Genomic DNA, 18,000 nt, shown 5'->3' with positions numbered 1-18,000 from the left:
TATCTCATCGTCGACCAGACCGAGGCGATGACCACCATCGACGTCAACACCGGCGGCTACCTCGGTACACGCAATCTGGAAGAGACCGTTTATCGAACCAACTTGGAAGCCGCCCAGGCAGCTTCGCGCCAGCTGCGGCTGCGCAATCTCGGCGGCATCATCATCATCGATTTCATCGACATGACCGATGAAGAGCACAAGCGCCAGGTCATCCGCATGCTGGAAAAAGGCCTTGCCCGCGACCACGCCAAGACCACGGTGTACCCGATGTCGCCGCTCGGCCTGGTCGAGATGACGCGCAAGCGCACCACCGAAAGCCTGGAGCGCCAGCTGTGCGAGCCATGCCCTGCATGCATGGGGCGCGGCACGGTGAAAACCGCCGAGACCGTCACTTACGAAATTTTCCGCGAGATCACTCGCGCAGTGCGCCAATTCAATGCGCAGAAATTGCTGGTGATGGCCAGTTCCAAGGTGGTTGGCCGCATTCTTGAGGAAGAGTCTGCCGCCGTGGCCGAGTTGGAAGAATTCATCTCCAAAAGCATACGCTTCCAGGCGGAGGAGCATTATTCGCAGGAACAGTTCGATGTCGTACTTCTTTGAAGCCGCCCCGGGCGTCTGGTAAGCATGCGGTCGCAAGTCTGGACACATCGTGTGACACGTGCGCTTGGCTGGACGGTTGGCGTGGCGGTGATCGCGCTCGCCCTCACCGCGGCGCTGGCCCAGGTGCTGCTGCCGCTGCTGGCAAGACATCCGCAGTGGGTGGCGCAGGAACTGAGTGAGAAGCTGCAGCGGCCGGTGACTTTCGCGTCCATGGATGGCCGCTGGGAACCTTCCGGGCCGCGCTTCGTCATGCGCAATGTCAGCTTCGGCCCTGGCGAGGCGGGCGGCACGCCGTTGCAGGTGCCGGAGATGGATCTCAAGCTGGATTTCGGCGGCTGGTTGCTGCCGTCGCGGCATTTGTTGAATCTGCAAGCCAGCAACCTTGAGCTGGATATCACGCGCGATGCCAACGGCCGCTGGCAAATCAACGGGCTTGGCACGGCGGGCGGTACGCAGCGGCAGCACATTTCGTTTGGACGTCTATCCGTCGAACTGTGGCTGGACCACCTGCGCGTCAATATCGACGACCAGCTCATCAACGAGCGCTACACGCTGCTGGCCGAGCAGCTTCGCCTCACGCACCAGGGCAGCCACATCCGAGTGGGCGGGCGTATCCACCGCATCGGCGCCACGGGCGTGCTGCGCGCGGCCGGCTGGTTCCGCGACGACGGCGCGAGCGGCAAGTTCTGGCTGGCGGCGCAGAACGCCGATCTGCATGGCCTGGCGGCCGGCTTCGACATGGGCGGCTACGCCATCAATAGCGGCCATGGCGATATTGCGGTGTGGATGGACTGGCGCGAGAACCAGATCGTGCGCGAGCTGTTCCAGCTCAACCTGCGCGATCTTGCCGTTACCAATCCCACTGGCATCAAAGTGAGCGTCGCGCAGCTGAACGGCGTGGCCGAACTTGGCCGTCACGAGGGTGGCTACAGCGTGCGTTGGGCCGACCACGATGGCGGCGCAATGAAAGCGGACGTGAACCACTTCGGCACACCGCAATCGGATATCCGTGCCGTCGCCAGTAAGTTGCAGCTGGCGCCGCTGATGCCGTGGCTGGGATTGAAACCTGGCCTGTCGCCGAGTTTGGCGCAATGGTTGGGCGCAGGCGCGCCGCATGGGCAGATCGAACGCGCCGTGTTTCATTGGAGCGCCGCGACCGGGTTGAACATCTTGGACGCTGCGTTCGACAACCTCGGCATCCAGTCCGTCGGCAAGTTGCCGGGCCTGGATCATTTGCAGGGCGAAGTGCGCGGCGATGCCGAATCCGTTTCGCTGGAATTGCCAACGCAAAGCACCACCATCAACGCTCCGCACACGTTCCGCGCGCCCTTCGCCATGAGTCAACTGGGCGGCACGATAGCCGCCTGGCGCGATGACGATGCCACGCACATCGGCATTGCGAGGCTGGACTTCGAAGGCCAGGGTTTTGGCGGTAATGCGCAAGGCGAAATCGATCTGCCGACCGATGGGGGCCGCCCGTTCCTGGATGTGTATCTGGCGCTCACCCACGCGGACGTCACCGCGGCCAAGCAGTTCTGGCCCATCGATTCCTTGAATCCACACGCGACGGGATGGCTGGATCAGGCGCTCGTATCTGGCCGTATCGACGATGCTGCGGTCGTGGTACGCGGCAATTTGGCGAACTGGCCGTTCCATCACAACGAAGGCCGTTTCGAGGCGCGCGCCGATATCAGCGATCTCACGCTGGCCTATGGCAAGAGCTGGCCGGTGGCTGACCACGTGCAAGCCACGGCCAACTTCATTGATGCAGGCATGCTGGTGGAGGCCAGCGGCGAAGCGATGGGCGTCAAGGTCACGCGTGCGGTGGCGGTGATTCCCGAGCTGGGGCATACCGTGCTCGATCTCAATGTCAGCGGCGAAGGCAATGCATCCGACCTGCTCAACTTCGTGGGCAACAGCCCGATCGCCAACAAGCATGCCGACGTGCTGGCCAAACTCCAGCTGGGCGGCACGGGCAGCTTTGATTTCCACCTGTCCCTGCCGACGCACGAGATGCACAACTTCCTGCTCGACGGCACGGCGCAGTTCAAGGACGTCGATCTGAGCGCGCCGGAATGGAAGTTGCAGCTCGACAAGCTCAATGGCCCGGCCACGTTCGACGCGCATGGCTTTCATGCCGGGCCGCTCGCCGGTGGTTTCCACGGTGAACCGACGCAGGTTGACCTGGCGATAGCCAGTGCGACCGGCAACCCCAATCTCGTGCTCGCGGCAAAGATCAACGGCAATTACACCGTGCAGGAGCTGCTGCAGGATTATCCGCAGCTGAAATGGCTGGGCGACATTGCCGACGGACGCAGCCAGTTCGATATCGGTTACCAGATTGCGCATGGCGACGATGGTGTCTCGGACGTCCAAACGCTCAGCATCGATTCGCCGCTGTCCGGGGTGGCACTGAATTTTCCGGTGCCGCTGAGCAAACCGGCGGATGGCGAGCTGCCTTTGCACGTAACGCTGGGTGTCCCGACGGCAGGCGCACCGATGCAGTTGGCGCTGGGGTCGGTGGCGAGAGGCCGGCTGCGGCTGTCGAACGGTGAAGCATCGCCGCTGGCCGCGACGTTTGTCTTCGGCGATCAAATGCCGGATGCCGATACCTTGCCGGCCAAGGGCATGCGGATTCGCGGCGACGCACCGGAACTGGATGTCACCGGTTGGGTGAAACAATCGATCGCCGGTAGTGCCAGCGGCAATGGCATGAGCCTGGAAACCATCGATGTGAACACGGAACACGCCGAAGTGTTCGGCCGTGATTTTGCGCGTATGCACGTGACGGCGATACCCAAGGCCGACACCTTGGAACTCGACGTGGACAGCGCGGCGGCTGCCGGCCACTTCAGCGTGCCAACGGTGGATCTCAACAAACGCGGCATCACGGCGCGCCTGCAGCGCATGTATTGGCCCAAGCAGCCGACGCTCGCCAAAAAGCCCGGTGAAGCCCCGCCGCCGGCGACCGATCCGGGCAATACCGGGGTCGATCCACGCAGCATGCCGCCGCTGCATTTCTGGGTGAACGACCTGCGTCTTGATGACGCCAAGCTCGGCGAGGCACGTTTGGAAACCTGGCCGACGCCCGACGGCATGCATATCGATCAGCTCTCCACGCAATCGCACCACGTACAGGTCAGCGGCAGCGGTGACTGGAATGGCACGCCGACCAGGAGCAGCACGCATCTGCAAGTGGATTTCAGCGCCAACAACCTGGGCGAGATGCTGACCGCGTTCGGCTTCGCCGGCATCTTCGACGGCGGCAAAACGCACGATGTGCTCAACGCCACCTGGCCCGGCGGCCCATGGGCGTTCGAGCTGGGCAATATGGACGGCACGCTTGCGGTGGACGTTACCAACGGCAGCATTCCCAAGGCATCGCCGGGTGTCGGCCGCTTGTTCGGGTTGGCCTCGATCGCCGAGTTGCCGCGCCGCCTGTCGTTCGATTTCAACGACGTGTTCGGCAAGGGTTTCGGCTTCGACTTGATCAAAGGCGATTTCAAGCTCAGCGATGGCAGCGCCTATACCGACAATCTGAAGATCCATGGCTCCGCTGCGGAGATTACGGTCAAAGGACGCACCGGATTGCGCAACAAGGATTACGACCAGCAGATGGTGGTGATCCCGCACATCGGCAACAGCCTGCCGGTGGTGGGCGCGGTCGTGGGCGGACCGATCGGCGCGGCGGCGGGTTTTGCCGTGCAGAGCGTGCTGGGCAAGGGGCTCAACCATGTCGCCATCAAGCGCTACCACATCACCGGCAGCTGGGATAAGCCGGTGTTTACGTCAGCGGGCGGGGGCGAGCAGGCTCCGCCCAGTGCCCCTGCTGGCACCCAACCTGCGCCGGCTCCCGCGTCGTCCGCACCCAGTCCGCAGCATCCCTAGGGATGCTCTTTAAGCAGCAGGAATCGCCCATACTTCGTTCCTCAATCATCGCCACGGTAGCTATCGCATGAGTTCTCTTATCGCCCAGGCCGAAAACCGTCTGCTTACCCCCGGCGGATTGGCCACCGGCGACCTTGAGCGCGTGTTCACCCAGCTGATGGGGCCGTCCATCGACGCCGCCGATCTCTACTTCCAGCATTCGCGCAGCGAGTCCTGGGTGCTGGAGGAGGGCATCGTCAAGGACGGCAGCCACTCCATCGAGCAGGGCGTGGGCGTGCGCGCCATCAGCGGCGAGAAGACCGGCTTTGCGTATTCCGATGAGATCGTGCTGCCGCAGCTGCTGGAAGCGTCCAAGGCCGCGCGGGCGATCGCACAGGATGGCAATGGGGTAGGCAGGCCGCTGGCGGTGCATGGGGTGAAGTCGCTCTATCCGGCCATCGATCCGGTCGAGAGCCTGTCCAATCCCGACAAGATCGCCGTGCTGCGCGAAGTGGACGCCTATGCGCGTACGCGCGACCCGCGCGTGAAGCAGGTGATCGTCAGCATCAACGCCACGCTCGATACCGTGCTGATCGCTGGTTCCGACGGCACCTTGGCTGCCGACGTACGGCCGCTGGTGCGGTTGTCCGTGCAGGTGATCGCCGAGCAGAACGGCCGTCGCGAACAAGGCTATGCAGGCGGTGGCGGTCGCTATGGCTATCGCGAGTTGCTTGAAAACGGTCGCGCGCACGCTTTTGCGGAAGAAGCCGTGCGCCAGGCGCTGGTCAACCTGGATGCGGTCGACGCTCCCGCCGGCACCATGACTGTGGTGCTTGGCCCCGGCTGGCCCGGCGTGCTGCTGCACGAGGCGATTGGTCATGGCCTGGAAGGCGATTTCAACCGCAAGGGCAGCTCCGCCTTCGCCGGCCGCATCGGCCAGCGCGTCGCCGCGCCGGGGGTCACCGTGGTGGACGACGGCACCTTGCCGGGCCGCCGCGGCTCGCTGAGCGTGGACGATGAGGGCACACCCACCAACTGCACCACCCTGATCGAGGACGGCATCCTCAAGGGCTATATGCAGGACAAGCTCAATGCGCGCCTGATGGGCATGGCGCCGACCGGCAACGGCCGCCGCGAATCCTTCGCGCAACTGCCGATGCCGCGCATGACCAACACTTACATGCTGGCCGGCCAGCACGATCCGCAGGACATCATCCGCTCGGTGAAGAAGGGCCTGTACGCGGTGAACTTCGGTGGCGGCCAGGTGGACATCACCAACGGCAAGTTCGTGTTTTCCGCCAGCGAGGCGTATCTGATCGAAGACGGCAAGGTCACCACGCCGGTAAAAGGCGCCACCTTGGTCGGCAGCGGCCCTGACGTGCTCACGCGCGTATCGATGATCGGCAACGACCTTGCGCTCGATGAAGGCATCGGCGTATGCGGCAAGGACGGGCAAAGCGTGCCAGTGGGCGTGGGCCAGCCGACGCTGCGCGTGGAAAGCATGACGGTAGGCGGTACGGCGTCATAGTTTGCGTAAGCGGGACAGGGCGCCTAAGCACTTCCTTCCCGTGCTTTGACGGTGACATTACGCAGCTGTTCTTAGTTTCTGTGCGACCGCCATCCAGCGGCAGCGCCATATCGGCGCTGCCGCGTTTTCTTTGTGGCGATGTTTTCCGTTCACTCGGAGAAGCGCATGGAACGCCGCACGCAAGTGGCCTTGTTGCATCGGTTGTTCGAGTTGATCGATAGCGGCGGCACGCAGTTGAATGATGCGTGCTGGCAACAATCGACCGAGGCGTACATCAGTGCCGCGCGCTTGGCATGGGAGCGCGAATATTTGTTTTCCCGCTATCCGTTGTTGGTCACCCATGGCAGTCGTGTGGCGGCGCCTGGCGACTACGTCACGGATGATCTCGGCTTCGTCCCGCTGCTGCTGACGCGTGATGGCGACGGACGGCTGCATGCCTTTGCCAACCTTTGCCGCCATCGCGGTGCGCGGCTGGCGCACGGTTGTGGACATGATGCGCGTGCCTTTGTATGCCCGTTCCATGGCTGGTGTTACGACCTCGCCGGACAATTGCGCAACCTCGTGCCGCGGGACGGTTTTGCCGGCCTGCATCGGCGTGGATATGGGCTGGTCCGCTTGCCGGTGGCCGAGCGGCACGGGCTGGTCTGGGTGCTGCCGAAGGCCGGCGCGCGCATCGACGAAACGCGACTGTGCGGCGATTTGGACGGGGACTTGGCGGCGTACGGTTTTTCCGGGTTTTCCCACTTCGAAACCAAGCTGTTGCACGCGCGCACGAATTGGAAACTGGTGATCGACGGTTTTCTGGAGAGCTGGCATTTCAACGTGCTGCATCGGCAGAGCATCGCGCCTATTTTTCTTCCGGGCATTGGCCTGGCCGATCGTTTCGGGCCGCATGTGCGGGTGATCTATCCACGCCGTTCGGTGCTTCAGCTGCGCGGACAGCCCGAATCGCAATGGGATCTGTTGAAACACAGCATCGTGCTTTACGTGCTGTTTCCAAACACGCTGGTCAACTGGCAGGGCGATCACCTGGAGGTATGGCGTGTTTTTCCCGACCGGAACGGCGCGCCAGGCGAGTGCGTTGCCGAGGCTTCGCTCTACACGCCTGAGCCTGTGCAGACGGATTCGGCGCGCGAACATTGGCGACGCAATATGGACCTGCTGATCCGCACGGTGGTAGGCGAAGACCTGGCCGTAGCGGAAGACATGCAACGTGGCTATGAAGCGCGCGTGCAGACCACGGTGACGTTTGGGCGGCACGAACCGGCGCTGGCGTTTTATCACGCGCAACTGGGTGACGAGTCGCTTGCGCAAAAGGTTGAAGCGGACCGCGTAGGTTGAAATGAGCGAATGCGAACTTCAAGGCGACACTGATCAAGTATCGCCGTCGTCATGATGTCTGGAAGGCTCGCAGGGTGTGTCGCGTGGCGCCCGGCCGTCTTGCCAAGCCGCGCGGCACAGCCTGCGGGCCAGCCTACATGTCTTCGTTTAGCGTCTTCAGCAGCTGGAATATTTCGCGATAGGCGCGCGGCGATTTGTTTCCGTCGCGCTCGATGCGCGCCTGGCGAACCAAAGAGCGCAGGTGTTGCCGATCGACGTGGGGGTGCTGGTCGATCAATTCCTGCAGGGTGTCGTCGTTTTCCAGCAGGCGTTCGCGCAGCGCTTCCAGGCGATGCATGGCGGCGGTTTCCTTGCGCTGCTGCTCGCGGTTTTCACCCAGCAGCGCACGCGCGCCGTCAAACACTTCGTCCTCGTGCCGCCGCATCACCTTGGCCAGAAAGCCAAGCTGGCGTTTGCGGGCGATGTGCGACGTGATGCGCTTGAGGTTGTCGATTTCGCGCAACACATCTTCCGGCAAGTTTGCGCGTGCCAGTTTCGAGGGCGGCAGTTCGGCCAGCTGTGAGGCGAACGCGAGCACCGCCAGCGCATCGCGCCGCTGCTGCGTGCGGGTGGGACCGTAGTCGTGTTCGGGATCGTCGGTGTAAGTGCGGTTCACGGGGTGTTCCGGTCGGCCTGGGTGAATTCGGCCGGCATGGCTTCGATCAAGGCGAAGCGGGGGATGGGTTCGCCTTCCAGTTCCACCGTCTCGGCGAACATGGCGGCGGGTCGTACCCACAGTCCATAGTCGCCGTACAGCGCCTGGTAGACGACCAGCTCTTCCATCGTTTCGCTGTGCCGGGCGGTGCCGATCACGCGATAACTCTGGCCTTTGTAATGACGGTAGATGCCGGTGGCTATGGACATGGGCCGCTCCTATGGCAACCTGTAGGGTGCTCTGATCCATTTTACGTGGGCGTTACCGATTCTGTCCGTTCGCAGGCACAGGGCCACATGCCGCGCTTACGTAAAATGGATCAGAACACCCTTTGTTTCGATATTGGCAATGGGTCTGGGCGGCCCCACGTTTGTCCATTGTATCCACGTACCCAACAGGAAGCCCCAAGTGAGCGACGTTGCCATCAGCCAGGACACCAGCCAGCGCGAACTCGACCGTTTGGCCGAGCTGGCCGAAGACGTGATCCGCCGTGCCCGCGCCGCCGGGGCCACCCAGGCGGAGGTGTCGGCCAGCATCGATGCCGGCCTGAGCGTCAACGTGCGCCTGGGCGACGTGGAAACGGTCGAGCACACCCGTGATCGCGGCTTTGGCCTGACGGTGTATTTCGGCAAGCGCAAAGGTTCGGCCAGTACCGCCGATCTGAATGCGGACTCGATCCAGGCCACGCTGGACCAGGCCTGCGCCATCGCCCGGTACACGGAGGAAGACGTGGCAGCCGGGCTGGCCGATGCCTCGCGCATGGCCACGCAGTTTCCCGATCTGGACCTGTGGCATCCATGGGCGATCGATACGCCGCAGGCGATTGCGCTAGGCCAGGAGATCGAAGCGGCCGGACGCGCCCATGCGGGCATCACCAATTCCGATGGCGCCAGCGTGCAGATGGGCGAGAGCTTGTCCGTGTACGCCAACTCGCATGGCTTTATGGGACGCGAGCGCGGTACGCGGCATTCGCTGTCGCTGGCCTTGATTGCCGGTGACGAAGCGGGCATGCAGCGCGACTACTGGTATGACACCGTGCGCAGCGCCGACGATTTCATGGGCGCGCGGGTACTGGGCGATACGGCCGCCGAGCGCACGCTTGCCCGCCTAGGTGCGCGGCGGTTATCGACACGCCAGTCAGCGGTGCTGTTTGCGCCGGAGATCGCGCGAGGCTTGATCGGCCATCTGGTTGGCGCGGTCAGTGGCGGTGCGCTGTATCGCCGCGCCAGCTTCTTGCTGGATCATGCCGGCAAGCAGGTCATGCCGGCCTGGCTGAATATCGTGGAGCGCCCGCATCTGCTGCGCGGACAAGGTTCGGGGGCATTCGACGCGGAAGGCGTTGCGACGCGCGACCGCGTGCTGATCGAGAACGGCGTGCTGGCGCGCTATGTCCTGAGCAGCTATTCCGCACGCAAGCTGGGACTGGAATCCACCGGCAATGCCGGCGGCATCCACAACATGGCGGTCGAGCCGGGCCACCCCGACGGCGGCGCGGCCGACGACTTCGACGGCATGTTGCGCCGGCTCGGTACCGGGTTGCTGGTGACGGAGGTGATGGGGCAGGGCGTCAACACCATCACTGGCGACTACTCGCGCGGCGCCGCAGGCTTCTGGGTGGAGAACGGCGAGATCGCCTATCCAGTGGAGGAGATTACCATCGCCGCGAATCTGCGCGACATGTACACCGGCATCGTCGCGGTGGGCGCGGACGTAGACAGGCGTTCGCATCTGCTGACCGGATCGATCCTGATCGACCGCATGACGATCGCGGGCGAGTAGCCAAGCGGCTAGGTCAAAAGCTCAAGAGCAAGTTCCTGCGCACCCTGCTAGGATGCCTTTCACCGGCATGCGCCGGTGTTTTGCACGACTTGAAAGGAGATGCTTATGAGCGTTCCGCCCGAGTCCGTTGTACCCCCTCCGCCGAGCGAGCACATCGGTGACATTCCCGCCGAAGAGCGCACCTGGGCGATGTTCGCGCATCTGTCGGCCCTGCTGGGCGCCTTGCTCACCGCTTCGCTCGGCGCCGGATGGGGTTGCTTCATCGGCCCGCTGGTGATCTGGCTGGTGAAGAAAGACACCATGCCTTTCGTTGCCGACCAGGCCAAGGAAGCGTTGAACTTCAACATCTCCGTGGCGATTGCCAGCCTGGTGTTGCTGGTGCTCTCGGCCATCACGTTCGGTATCGGCCTGATCATTGCGATTCCGCTGTGGGTGATCATCGGCATCGGCTGGCTGGTGCTGACCATCGTCGCCGGCGTCAAAGCCAATGAAGGCGTGCGTTATCGCTATCCGTTCGCGTTGCGGTTGATCAAGTAGGGAGAGCTTGGCCGAGCACGCATCTGTACGCTGTCGTTCCTGCTTTTTGCGGGAATGACGGCGAAGAGCGAAGACCGTAGATCAGGTTTCCGGCTCGAACGGCTCGGCTTTGTCCGGCGACTCCGGGTCGAGCAGCAAGCGTACGCGCAGTTCGGCTTGATCGAGTGCCTGCTGGCAGTGGCGGTAAAGGCCGATGCCGCGTTCGAAGGCGCTGAGCGACTCGTCCAGGCTCATCTCGCCCCCTTCCATGCGCGCCACCAGTTGTTCGAGCTCGTCGAGCGAATGCTCGAAGTCGGCGACCGAGGTCGTTTCAGCAGCGGCGGAAGTGGGCTTGGCCATGGCGGGCAACGCTAACGCAGCGAGGAAGCGGAATCAATCGCTACAGTACGCCGGCGTGATGCAGCCAGGCGTTTGCATGCAAGTGGTGCTTGCTGCTGCGGCAGCTCGTTGTTCGACTTGCCTCGGAGTGCTTGATTTCGATATATCGAAATTGTACTCTGCGACATCCCCCATCCGGGCAAGCCGGGAGAGGCTCGCTCCTAGGAGTCACTGTGACCAATCCTTCGCCAACGCATGCCGCGGAAGCTGGCGGCATGGGTTTTTCCGGCTATCAGAAGTTCGTGGTAGCCGTGCTGGCCTTTTTGCAATTCACCATCGTGCTCGATTTCATGCTGCTGGCGCCGCTGGGTGCATTGGTCGTGCCGGCTTTGCACATCACGCCCGAGCAGTTCGGCGACGTCGTTTCGGCGTATGCCTTTGCCGCAGGTGTGTCTGGCATCGTTGCCGCCGGTTTTGCCGATCGGTTCGATCGCAAAAAGCTGCTGCTGATTTTCTATGCCGGCTTCATGCTGGGCACCTTGTTCTGCGCGCTCGCACACACCTACGTGCTGTTGCTGCTGGCCCGCATGTTTACCGGCTTGTTCGCGGGTGTCGTCGGCGCGGCGTCGATGGCCATCGTCACCGATCTGTTTCCGTTGTCCATGCGCGGACGCGTGATGGGTTACATCCAGTCGGCGTTCGCGGCGAGCACGGTGCTGGGTTTGCCGTTGAGCTTGTGGCTGTCCAGCCATTGGGGCTGGAATGCGCCGTTCTTCCTGATCGTGGCGGTATGCACGGTGGTGGGTGGGGCGATCATCGGACGCCTGCGTCCAGTCAACGCGCATCTGGCGCTGCGCCCGGACAAGAAGCCGCTGCATCACCTGCTGCATACCTTGACCACGCGGTCCTACCTGATCGGCTTCGCCACCACGGCGTTGCTGACCATGGGCGGCTTCATGCTGATGCCGTATTCCACCTTGTTTATCGTGAATAACCTTGGCATTCCGATGTCGATGCTGTCGGTGGTGTACCTGATCACCGGCCTGGTGTCGGCAGTGATGGGGCCGCTGCTCGGCAAGGCCAGCGATGCTTTCGGCAAGTTCCGCGTGTTCGCCTTTGGCTGCGTGGTGACGATCGTCATGGTGCTGATCTATACGCGGCTTTCCAACGTGACGTTGTGGACGCTGATCTCGGTAAGCGCGCTGCTGCAGATCGGCATCTTCTCGCGCATCATTTCCTCCTCGGCGTTGATGTCCGCGCTGCCCAAGCCATCTGATCGCGGCGCGTACATGTCGATCAGCTCGTCGTTGCAGCAGATGTCCGGCGGCATCGCCGCCCTGCTCGGCGGCATGGTGGTGGTGCAGACGACTACCGGTCGGCTGCTGCATTTCGATGTGCTGGGCGACATTCTGGTCTGCACCACGCTGGCGTCGTTCGCGATGATGTATTTCGTCAATCGCCGGGTGACCGGGACCGCGGTTGCGGTGGCGCCGTTACCGCAGGAAAGCAAGTAGCGGTTCTGATCAGGCTTGCAGAGGCTGCATCCCAGCCCAGGCTGGATGCATGCATCAAAAGCCCGGCCGCCAACACGGACGGGCTTTTGCTTCCTGGAAAATCGCTTCCGCGCGGGCGCTCAGCCAGCGATCCGCCACGGCGATGAGTTCATCGCCTTCGTATAGAAGCGGGCAGGCATCGCGCTGCCAGGGCGGAATCGCGCCGCTTTGAAACAGCGCGCGCAGATCGCGCGTGTGGCGATCGCCTGCTGGCCTGATGCGTTCGCCGCCCCGGCGCCAACGCACCGTCAGGTTGACGGGAAGTGCCGCGACAGGCTCCAGCACCAGCAAGCCGCCATCGGGCAGCCGCAGTGTTTCGCCGCGCCATGGCATCTGTGTGTGCGGTGGCGCCCGATCACGCGGAGCCATCGCCCATAAGCGATGCTTCCAGACGTGCACTTCCGTGCCGGCCCAGCGGATGCATGGCAATTGCCCATCCTGCGCCGTGCACTGTCGCTCGATTTGTCGGCGTTGCGCCGTGGTGGGCGCGGTGAGGCCTTGCGCATGCAGCCAATGCGCCAGTAGCGGATCGCGCAGCGCGGGCGGCAAGGCGAGCCAGCCTCGCGCGTCGAGACTGTTGGTGGCGTCGTCGCGCAAATCTTCAAGCGCAGCCAGCCAGTCCTGTTGCAGCGATTCGGCAGCAAGGCGACAGAGCGTGGCGCTATGCGTGATGGAAATCGCTGCCTGCGGCCAATGCGTTTTCAGCAACGGCATGATCTCGTGGCGCAGATGATTGCGCGCCAGCTGCCGGTCATCGTTGGATGGATCATGGATGCAGGCCAGATCGTGCGTATCGACATAATCGCGCAACACCTGCCGCGGTACGGCGAGCAGCGGCCGCCATATGCTGCCGCTTCCCCATGGACGTTCCGCACGCATGCCGCCCAATCCTTCCGGTCCGGCGCCGCGCAGCAGTTTCAATAGCACGGTTTCCGCTTGGTCGTCCTGATGATGGCCAAATACGAGCCGTTCATCCGCATGCAAGTGCTCGGCGAAGATGACATAGCGTGCATGCCGTGCCGCAGCCTCCAGGCCGATGCCGCTGGCGCGATCCACCTTTGCCGCGCGCACCTCGCACGCAAGGCCTAGCGTGGCGCAGAACGCGCGGCAGTGCGCCGCCCAGCGCGCACTTTCCGGATGCAAACCGTGATCCACGTGCAAGGCGCGCAAGTGGCGTGCGCGTGCTTCAGGCAGATGCGCCAAGGCGTGCAGCAAGGCGGTGGAGTCGGGGCCGCCGCTGTAGGCGACGCAGAGCGAGCCTTGCCGATGCGCACGCAGCGCTTGCTGCAACGTATCCGGCAAGGTGGCTCGGTTAGTCACGCGCCACCGGTTTGCGTTTATTGCGCACGTAGATTGCCTTGGGGCGACCTTCGCCCGGGCTACGCCGATCCAGTTCAAACAATTCGATCGCCGCAATGAGATCGCTCAACTTGCCATAACCATGGCTGCGCGAATCGAAGTTCGGCCGCTGCTTGGTAATGATCGAGCCCACGCCACCCAACCCGGCCCAGCCCTCGTCATCGGATGCGGCATCGATGGCATTGCGTAGCAGGTTGATCAGGCCGGTGTCTTTTTTCAGTTGTGCCGGGGAGCGAGGCTTGAGCGGTTGCTCCTCGTCAGGTTTGGAGGCAAGGATCTCGGTATAGATGAACTTGTCGCAGGCGGCGACGAACGGCTCGGGCGTCTTGCGCTCGCCAAAGCCGTAGACGATCAGGCCCGATTCGCGAATGCGCGCGGCCAGGCGGGTGAAATCGCTGTCGCTGGAGACGATGCAGAAGCCGTCGAAGCGGCCGGTGTAGAGCAGATCCATCGCATCGATAATCATGGCCGAATCGGTGGCGTTCTTGCCGCTGGTGTAACTGAATTGCTGGATGGGCTGGATCGACTGCGTGAGCAGTTGCTCCTTCCAGGTTCTCAGTTGATTGCCAGTCCAGTCGCCGTAGGCGCGTTTCACGTGGGCCGTGCCGTATTTCGCCACTTCGGCGAGCAAGCCATCGGCAATGCCCGGCTGCGTGTTGTCGGCATCGATCAGGACGGCGAGCTTGGTGGCTTGGTCGTTGGCCATGCTGGCGGCTCCAGGCGGCGATGGCGAGATGGTATCGCCAACTCGCCATGTTCAGTGTGCATGCTCGAAAGCGCGTAGGCGATGCTCCAGTTCCCACTGTGCCGTGGCCTTCTCGCTGGTGGCGAGGAATCGTTGACAGGCTGCCGCGGGATTGCTGCTGCCGGGCGATTGGCCCTTGCAGGTGTTGGTGTCCCACAGGCTTTCTCCCGGCAGGAAACTGTAGGTAAGGCTGTTGCGCGCCATCTGTTTAAGCGTCGAATAGTCCAGGCCGAAGTCTTCGGCAACGCGCACGTATTCGTGCGTGAGATCAATGCGCGAGACGCCTTCATCGTCGGTGGACAGTGCGACCGGCACGCCGTATTTCAAGTAGATCAGCAGCGGATGATCGGCGCCGCGCACACCAAGGATCACATCGTTGCTGGTCAGGTTGATTTCCACCATCACGTGGCGCGCAGCCATCTCCTGAAGCAGTTGTGCCGGATGATCTTCGTACATCACATCCACGCCGTGGCCGATGCGTTCGGCGTGGCCGAGGTCCACCGCCTGCCGGATGTGGAAGCGCAGGCCATCAGGCGGAACCAGGCCTGGCGCCAGTTCGCCGGCATGCAGGCTGATATGCACCTTGGGATACAGACGGTGCAGATAGTCGAGCATGCGCATCTGCAAGCTGTAATCGCGCATGGACAAATAGCCGTCTTCGGGCATTACGAAATTGATGCCGACCCAGCGCGAGTCGACCGAAGCCAGCTCAAAACCAAGCAGGGTCTGCGCAAACACTCGTTCGGGCGCCGCGCCGCGCAGTACTTGATAAAGGAAGCGGATCTGCACGTTGCAAGCAGCCTCGGCCTTGGCCTCGTTGCAGTGTTGCTGGCGCGTGCGTTCGGCAAGCGCTTGCGAGAGCAGTTGTTCATCGATGGCTATTTCGTCTTTCAATCCATGCTCAAGCAACTGTTTGCGAATGGTATCGAAGTCGGCCTGCCAACCTAATGTCCGGGCAAGCTCCCTGGCATGTGCGAAAGGCGGCGTCACCATCAATTCGAGGTATTGCTCGTTCTGTGCGGCGGCGCGTGAGCTGACTTCGTTGAGCCACTCGCCCATGTGCCGTGACGGCGCCACCGCCTGGAAGCGGCCGAAGGTATCGAAGAATTGATCGTGGCCGGAACGGCCGGCGGACGGCGCGAAACTGCGCATGGAAAACGCATCGACCAAGGTGTCGTAAAAGTGCTGGTCGCTTAGTGCATCAGCCGCGGGACGTTGACCGGTTCCGCAATGTGGCGCGCTGGCATCGTGCTTGTCGATCAGGCTTGATGTGGCGATATCGACGCATAACCCGTCGGCGGCTGCGTCGGCGATCCACGATTCTGCGTACACCGCGCCGCTCAGATGGTTGTGCAGGTCGCCGCCCTTGGGCATATCGGCAAGAAAAGCATGCAGGGCCAATGGACCTTGCTGGCGCGCGGTTTCAAACGCTTTGGCGGTACGTGCCTCGGCGGTATCGCTGCGCAATGGCACGGCCTGCGCCGAAACCTGCGTCGCAAGGATGGCCACCGCCGCCACGACGGCGCGGCGCAAGAAGGAAGAAGCCAGCATGGAAGAATCGCTTGTCCGGAACCCCAGTCATGATTCTTCAGCAAAAGGCCAGGCGTTGCCAGTTGCCCAGGTGGATGATCGCAGGCTGGCTTAGCCGCGGAAATTCAGTTCCACGCCGACACCGGCGGGATCGGTGAGAAACAGTTGCACTTGTGGCGGCATGTCCACCACATCAATGCGGTAGACAACGCCGGCGGCATCGAGCTTGGCACGCATGGCGGGAAGGTTGGTGCAAGCGAAGGCGATATGGTCCAGCCAGCCGGTGTCTTGCGCCGACGCTTCGCCTCTGCCGCGCGAGGTCAGATGCATGATCGGTTCAGCGCCTGCATACAACCAATAGCCGCGCGAACCGGAGCGAAACGTAGGGCGCGGCCCTTCGTGCAGGCCGATGATCTGGACGTAGAAATGGCGAACCCGCTCCAGCAGGTCGGCGGGCGCGCTGAGATTGACGTGATCGATGCCTTGCACACCCGCCATGGCGCAGGCACCTATTCGTTATAGGCGCCGTAATTGCGCAGGCGGCGATAGCGCTGTTCGACCAATTGCGGGGCTGGAATGCTTTCGAGCCTGTCCAGTTCGTTGAGCAGCACGGCTTTGAGGCGCACGGCCATCGAATGGGGGTTGCGGTGCGCACCGCCTAGCGGTTCGCGCACCACCTTGTCGATCAGGCCGAGTTCCAGGAGGCGCGGTGCGATCAACCCCAAGGCTTCAGCGGCATCCTTTGCTTTGTCAGCGCTCTTCCAGAGAATCGAGGCGCAACCTTCGGGCGAAATCACGGAATAGGTCGAGTATTGCAGCATGATCGTGCGATCGCCCACACCGATCGCCAACGCGCCGCCGGAACCGCCTTCGCCGATCACCGTGCAGATGATGGGCACTTTCAATTCGGCCATTTCCAACAGATTGCGCGCAATGGCTTCACTCTGTCCGCGCTCCTCAGCACCGACACCCGGATAGGCGCCAGGTGTATCGATAAGCGTCAGCAGCGGAAGTTTGAAGCGCTCGGCCATCTTCATCAGGCGCAGCGCCTTGCGATAGCCCTCCGGACGCGGCATGCCGAAGTTGCGGCGTACCTTGCCCTTGGTATCGCGCGCTTTCTGATGGCCGATGATGACGACGGAGCGCCCGTTGATTCGCCCCAGCCCGCCCACGATGGCAGCGTCGTCGGCATAGGCGCGGTCGCCGGCCAGTTCGTGGAATTCCTCGCACATCACACCGATGTAATCGAGTGTGTAGGGGCGGGCGGGGTGGCGCGACAGCTGGGTCACCTGCCAGGGCGTGAGGGTGCGGAAGATGTCCGCCGTCTTCAGCTTGAGCTTCTCGCGCAGCCGGCCGACTTCCTCGTCGATGTTGAACGCTTGGCCGGAGCTGGCGTGCCGCAGCTCCTCGATCTTGGCCTCCAGCTCGGCAATCGGTTGTTCGAAATCGAGGAAATTCGGGTTCATCGGTCACTTACGTGGCACAGAGGCGGGGCAGTATACCCGGGGCGCGTGACGAGGCGGGAACGGGCGCGTATGGGAAGCGCAAAGCGGTTTCCACCGAGCACCCGGTTGGCGTGGGTGGCGTGGCAGGGACAGCTCAAGGCGCTTGGGGCAACCGTGATGGAAGATGTTGCCACGGTTTCGATGCCTGAAGCATGATCTGCGCGGGCGCCCGGAACGGCACCCATTTCTATGGATGTTCTTGGATATCGCTTAAGGAGCGTGGGATGAGCGGGCTCAGTTACGAGCAGATGGTAAAGCTGGTCACGGACAACAACAGGTCGAAGATCTTTTCCGACGAGTTCGTGATTTGTCTGGCATGGAAGGAAACGAATTTTGACCCGGAAGTCGTCAACGGGGGATCTACCGCAACGGGGCTCATGCAGCTTACGAAAGGGGCGGTAGACCTGGTCAACAAAAACAGTCCGGCAGGCATTCATTTCAATCACGATGAAATGACCGATGCGGCAAAAAATATCCAGTGCGGAACCTATTATCTGGATATCTGCAAGACCAGGCTCGCCGGCGTCGACAAGTCGTTTGGCACAGGTGCGGGCTATTCCAAATCCATTTGTGCCTGCGAAAAAGCGCTGAAAAGCGACAGCACGCACCCGATGGCCGCGTTGCAGATAAATCACAGGTGATAC

Annotated in this window: 16 protein-coding genes; 8 read left to right on the top strand and 8 right to left on the bottom strand. The window is 62.6% G+C overall.

Features of this window, described 5'->3' with window-relative positions; all coding sequences use genetic code 11:
* The 4 genes from V7M64_RS16465 to V7M64_RS16450 form a co-directional block, all read left to right on the top strand.
* The coding region (locus tag V7M64_RS16465) for a ribonuclease E/G (RefSeq protein ID WP_333680559.1) at positions 1-600 on the top strand (600 nt) is incomplete at its 5' end.
* Between the two features lie 51 nt (positions 601-651).
* Positions 652-4,488 carry a YhdP family protein gene (locus tag V7M64_RS16460; RefSeq protein WP_333680558.1) on the top strand — a complete coding sequence of 1,279 codons (3,837 nt, stop codon included), beginning with the start codon at positions 652-654 and terminating at the stop codon, positions 4,486-4,488.
* A gap of 67 nt (positions 4,489-4,555) precedes the next feature.
* Positions 4,556-5,995, top strand: coding sequence for a metalloprotease TldD (gene tldD / locus V7M64_RS16455; RefSeq protein ID WP_333680557.1), 1,440 nt, complete (start codon positions 4,556-4,558; stop codon positions 5,993-5,995).
* A gap of 165 nt (positions 5,996-6,160) precedes the next feature.
* Positions 6,161-7,336: an SRPBCC family protein gene (locus V7M64_RS16450; protein WP_333680556.1), complete on the top strand. Its 1,176-nt coding sequence runs from the start codon at positions 6,161-6,163 to the stop codon at positions 7,334-7,336.
* 133 nt (positions 7,337-7,469) lie between these two features.
* Here the strand turns inward: V7M64_RS16450 and yjgA are convergent, their stop codons facing one another.
* On the bottom strand, positions 7,470-7,991 hold the full coding sequence (gene yjgA / locus V7M64_RS16445; RefSeq protein ID WP_333680555.1) for a ribosome biogenesis factor YjgA: 522 nt from the start codon (positions 7,989-7,991) through the stop codon (positions 7,470-7,472).
* Positions 7,988-8,239, bottom strand: a complete 252-nt coding sequence (locus V7M64_RS16440; protein ID WP_333680554.1) for a DUF1653 domain-containing protein — start codon at positions 8,237-8,239, stop codon at positions 7,988-7,990. Before V7M64_RS16440 ends, yjgA begins: the two co-directional genes overlap by 4 nt.
* A 199-nt stretch (positions 8,240-8,438) precedes the next feature.
* On the opposite strand from V7M64_RS16440, the gene pmbA reads away from it, so the two are divergent.
* Both pmbA and V7M64_RS16430 read left to right on the top strand, forming a co-directional pair.
* Positions 8,439-9,809, top strand: coding sequence for a metalloprotease PmbA (pmbA, locus tag V7M64_RS16435; protein WP_333680552.1), 1,371 nt, complete (start codon positions 8,439-8,441; stop codon positions 9,807-9,809).
* Positions 9,810-9,914: 105 nt separating this feature from the next.
* Positions 9,915-10,346 (top strand): DUF4870 domain-containing protein, encoded by a 432-nt coding sequence (locus V7M64_RS16430; RefSeq protein ID WP_333680550.1) that lies wholly within the window; start codon positions 9,915-9,917, stop codon positions 10,344-10,346.
* An 81-nt stretch (positions 10,347-10,427) separates the two neighbouring features.
* Here the strand turns inward: V7M64_RS16430 and V7M64_RS16425 are convergent, their stop codons facing one another.
* Positions 10,428-10,685: an exodeoxyribonuclease VII small subunit gene (locus tag V7M64_RS16425; protein ID WP_333680548.1), complete on the bottom strand. Its 258-nt coding sequence runs from the start codon at positions 10,683-10,685 to the stop codon at positions 10,428-10,430.
* Between the two features lie 212 nt (positions 10,686-10,897).
* Between V7M64_RS16425 and V7M64_RS16420 the strand changes: the two genes are divergently transcribed.
* On the top strand, positions 10,898-12,178 hold the full coding sequence (locus V7M64_RS16420) for an MFS transporter (protein ID WP_333680546.1): 1,281 nt from the start codon (positions 10,898-10,900) through the stop codon (positions 12,176-12,178).
* A gap of 54 nt (positions 12,179-12,232) precedes the next feature.
* Here V7M64_RS16420 and tilS read toward each other — a convergent pair whose 3' ends face one another.
* From tilS to V7M64_RS16395, 5 genes are all read right to left on the bottom strand, one after another.
* On the bottom strand, positions 12,233-13,537 hold the full coding sequence (gene tilS / locus V7M64_RS16415) for a tRNA lysidine(34) synthetase TilS (RefSeq protein WP_333680544.1): 1,305 nt from the start codon (positions 13,535-13,537) through the stop codon (positions 12,233-12,235).
* The gene (locus tag V7M64_RS16410) at positions 13,530-14,282 is read right to left on the bottom strand and encodes an NYN domain-containing protein (RefSeq protein WP_333680542.1); all 753 of its coding nucleotides are present in this window, start codon (positions 14,280-14,282) and stop codon (positions 13,530-13,532) included. Before V7M64_RS16410 ends, tilS begins: the two co-directional genes overlap by 8 nt.
* 51 nt (positions 14,283-14,333) lie before the next feature.
* Entirely contained in the window at positions 14,334-15,872 is a 1,539-nt protein-coding gene (locus V7M64_RS16405; RefSeq protein ID WP_333680541.1) for an adenosine deaminase, read from the bottom strand.
* A gap of 90 nt (positions 15,873-15,962) precedes the next feature.
* Complete coding sequence (locus V7M64_RS16400; RefSeq protein WP_333680540.1) at positions 15,963-16,349, bottom strand: diguanylate cyclase; 387 nt, start codon at positions 16,347-16,349, stop codon at positions 15,963-15,965.
* 11 nt (positions 16,350-16,360) lie between these two features.
* On the bottom strand, positions 16,361-17,317 hold the full coding sequence (locus V7M64_RS16395) for an acetyl-CoA carboxylase carboxyltransferase subunit alpha (RefSeq protein WP_333680539.1): 957 nt from the start codon (positions 17,315-17,317) through the stop codon (positions 16,361-16,363).
* A 263-nt stretch (positions 17,318-17,580) separates the two neighbouring features.
* Here V7M64_RS16395 and V7M64_RS16390 point away from each other — a divergent pair, with 263 nt between their 5' ends.
* On the top strand, positions 17,581-17,997 hold the full coding sequence (locus tag V7M64_RS16390; RefSeq protein WP_333680538.1) for a transglycosylase SLT domain-containing protein: 417 nt from the start codon (positions 17,581-17,583) through the stop codon (positions 17,995-17,997).
* The last annotated feature ends 3 nt before the right edge of the window (positions 17,998-18,000 follow it).

It is taken from the genome of Dyella sp., from assembly GCF_036746095.1.
Taxonomy (GTDB): domain Bacteria; phylum Pseudomonadota; class Gammaproteobacteria; order Xanthomonadales; family Rhodanobacteraceae; genus Dyella_B.
The sequence above is the reverse complement of the archived record's forward strand: the minus strand, read 5'-3'. Positions and strand labels throughout refer to the sequence as shown.

Bases quoted from the DNA above. Each gene is read 5' to 3' on its own strand.
- V7M64_RS16395 (WP_333680539.1), bottom strand. From the start codon at position 17,317: ATGAACCCGAATTTCCTCGATTTCGAACAACCGATTGCCGAGCTGGAG.
- V7M64_RS16425 (WP_333680548.1), bottom strand. From the start codon at position 10,685: ATGGCCAAGCCCACTTCCGCCGCTGCTGAAACGACCTCGGTCGCCGAC.
- V7M64_RS16450 (WP_333680556.1), top strand. From the start codon at position 6,161: ATGGAACGCCGCACGCAAGTGGCCTTGTTGCATCGGTTGTTCGAGTTG.
- tldD (WP_333680557.1), top strand. From the start codon at position 4,556: ATGAGTTCTCTTATCGCCCAGGCCGAAAACCGTCTGCTTACCCCCGGC.
- V7M64_RS16430 (WP_333680550.1), top strand. From the start codon at position 9,915: ATGAGCGTTCCGCCCGAGTCCGTTGTACCCCCTCCGCCGAGCGAGCAC.
- V7M64_RS16405 (WP_333680541.1), bottom strand. From the start codon at position 15,872: ATGCTGGCTTCTTCCTTCTTGCGCCGCGCCGTCGTGGCGGCGGTGGCC.
- V7M64_RS16410 (WP_333680542.1), bottom strand. From the start codon at position 14,282: ATGGCCAACGACCAAGCCACCAAGCTCGCCGTCCTGATCGATGCCGAC.
- V7M64_RS16390 (WP_333680538.1), top strand. From the start codon at position 17,581: ATGAGCGGGCTCAGTTACGAGCAGATGGTAAAGCTGGTCACGGACAAC.
- V7M64_RS16440 (WP_333680554.1), bottom strand. From the start codon at position 8,239: ATGTCCATAGCCACCGGCATCTACCGTCATTACAAAGGCCAGAGTTAT.
- V7M64_RS16400 (WP_333680540.1), bottom strand. From the start codon at position 16,349: ATGGCGGGTGTGCAAGGCATCGATCACGTCAATCTCAGCGCGCCCGCC.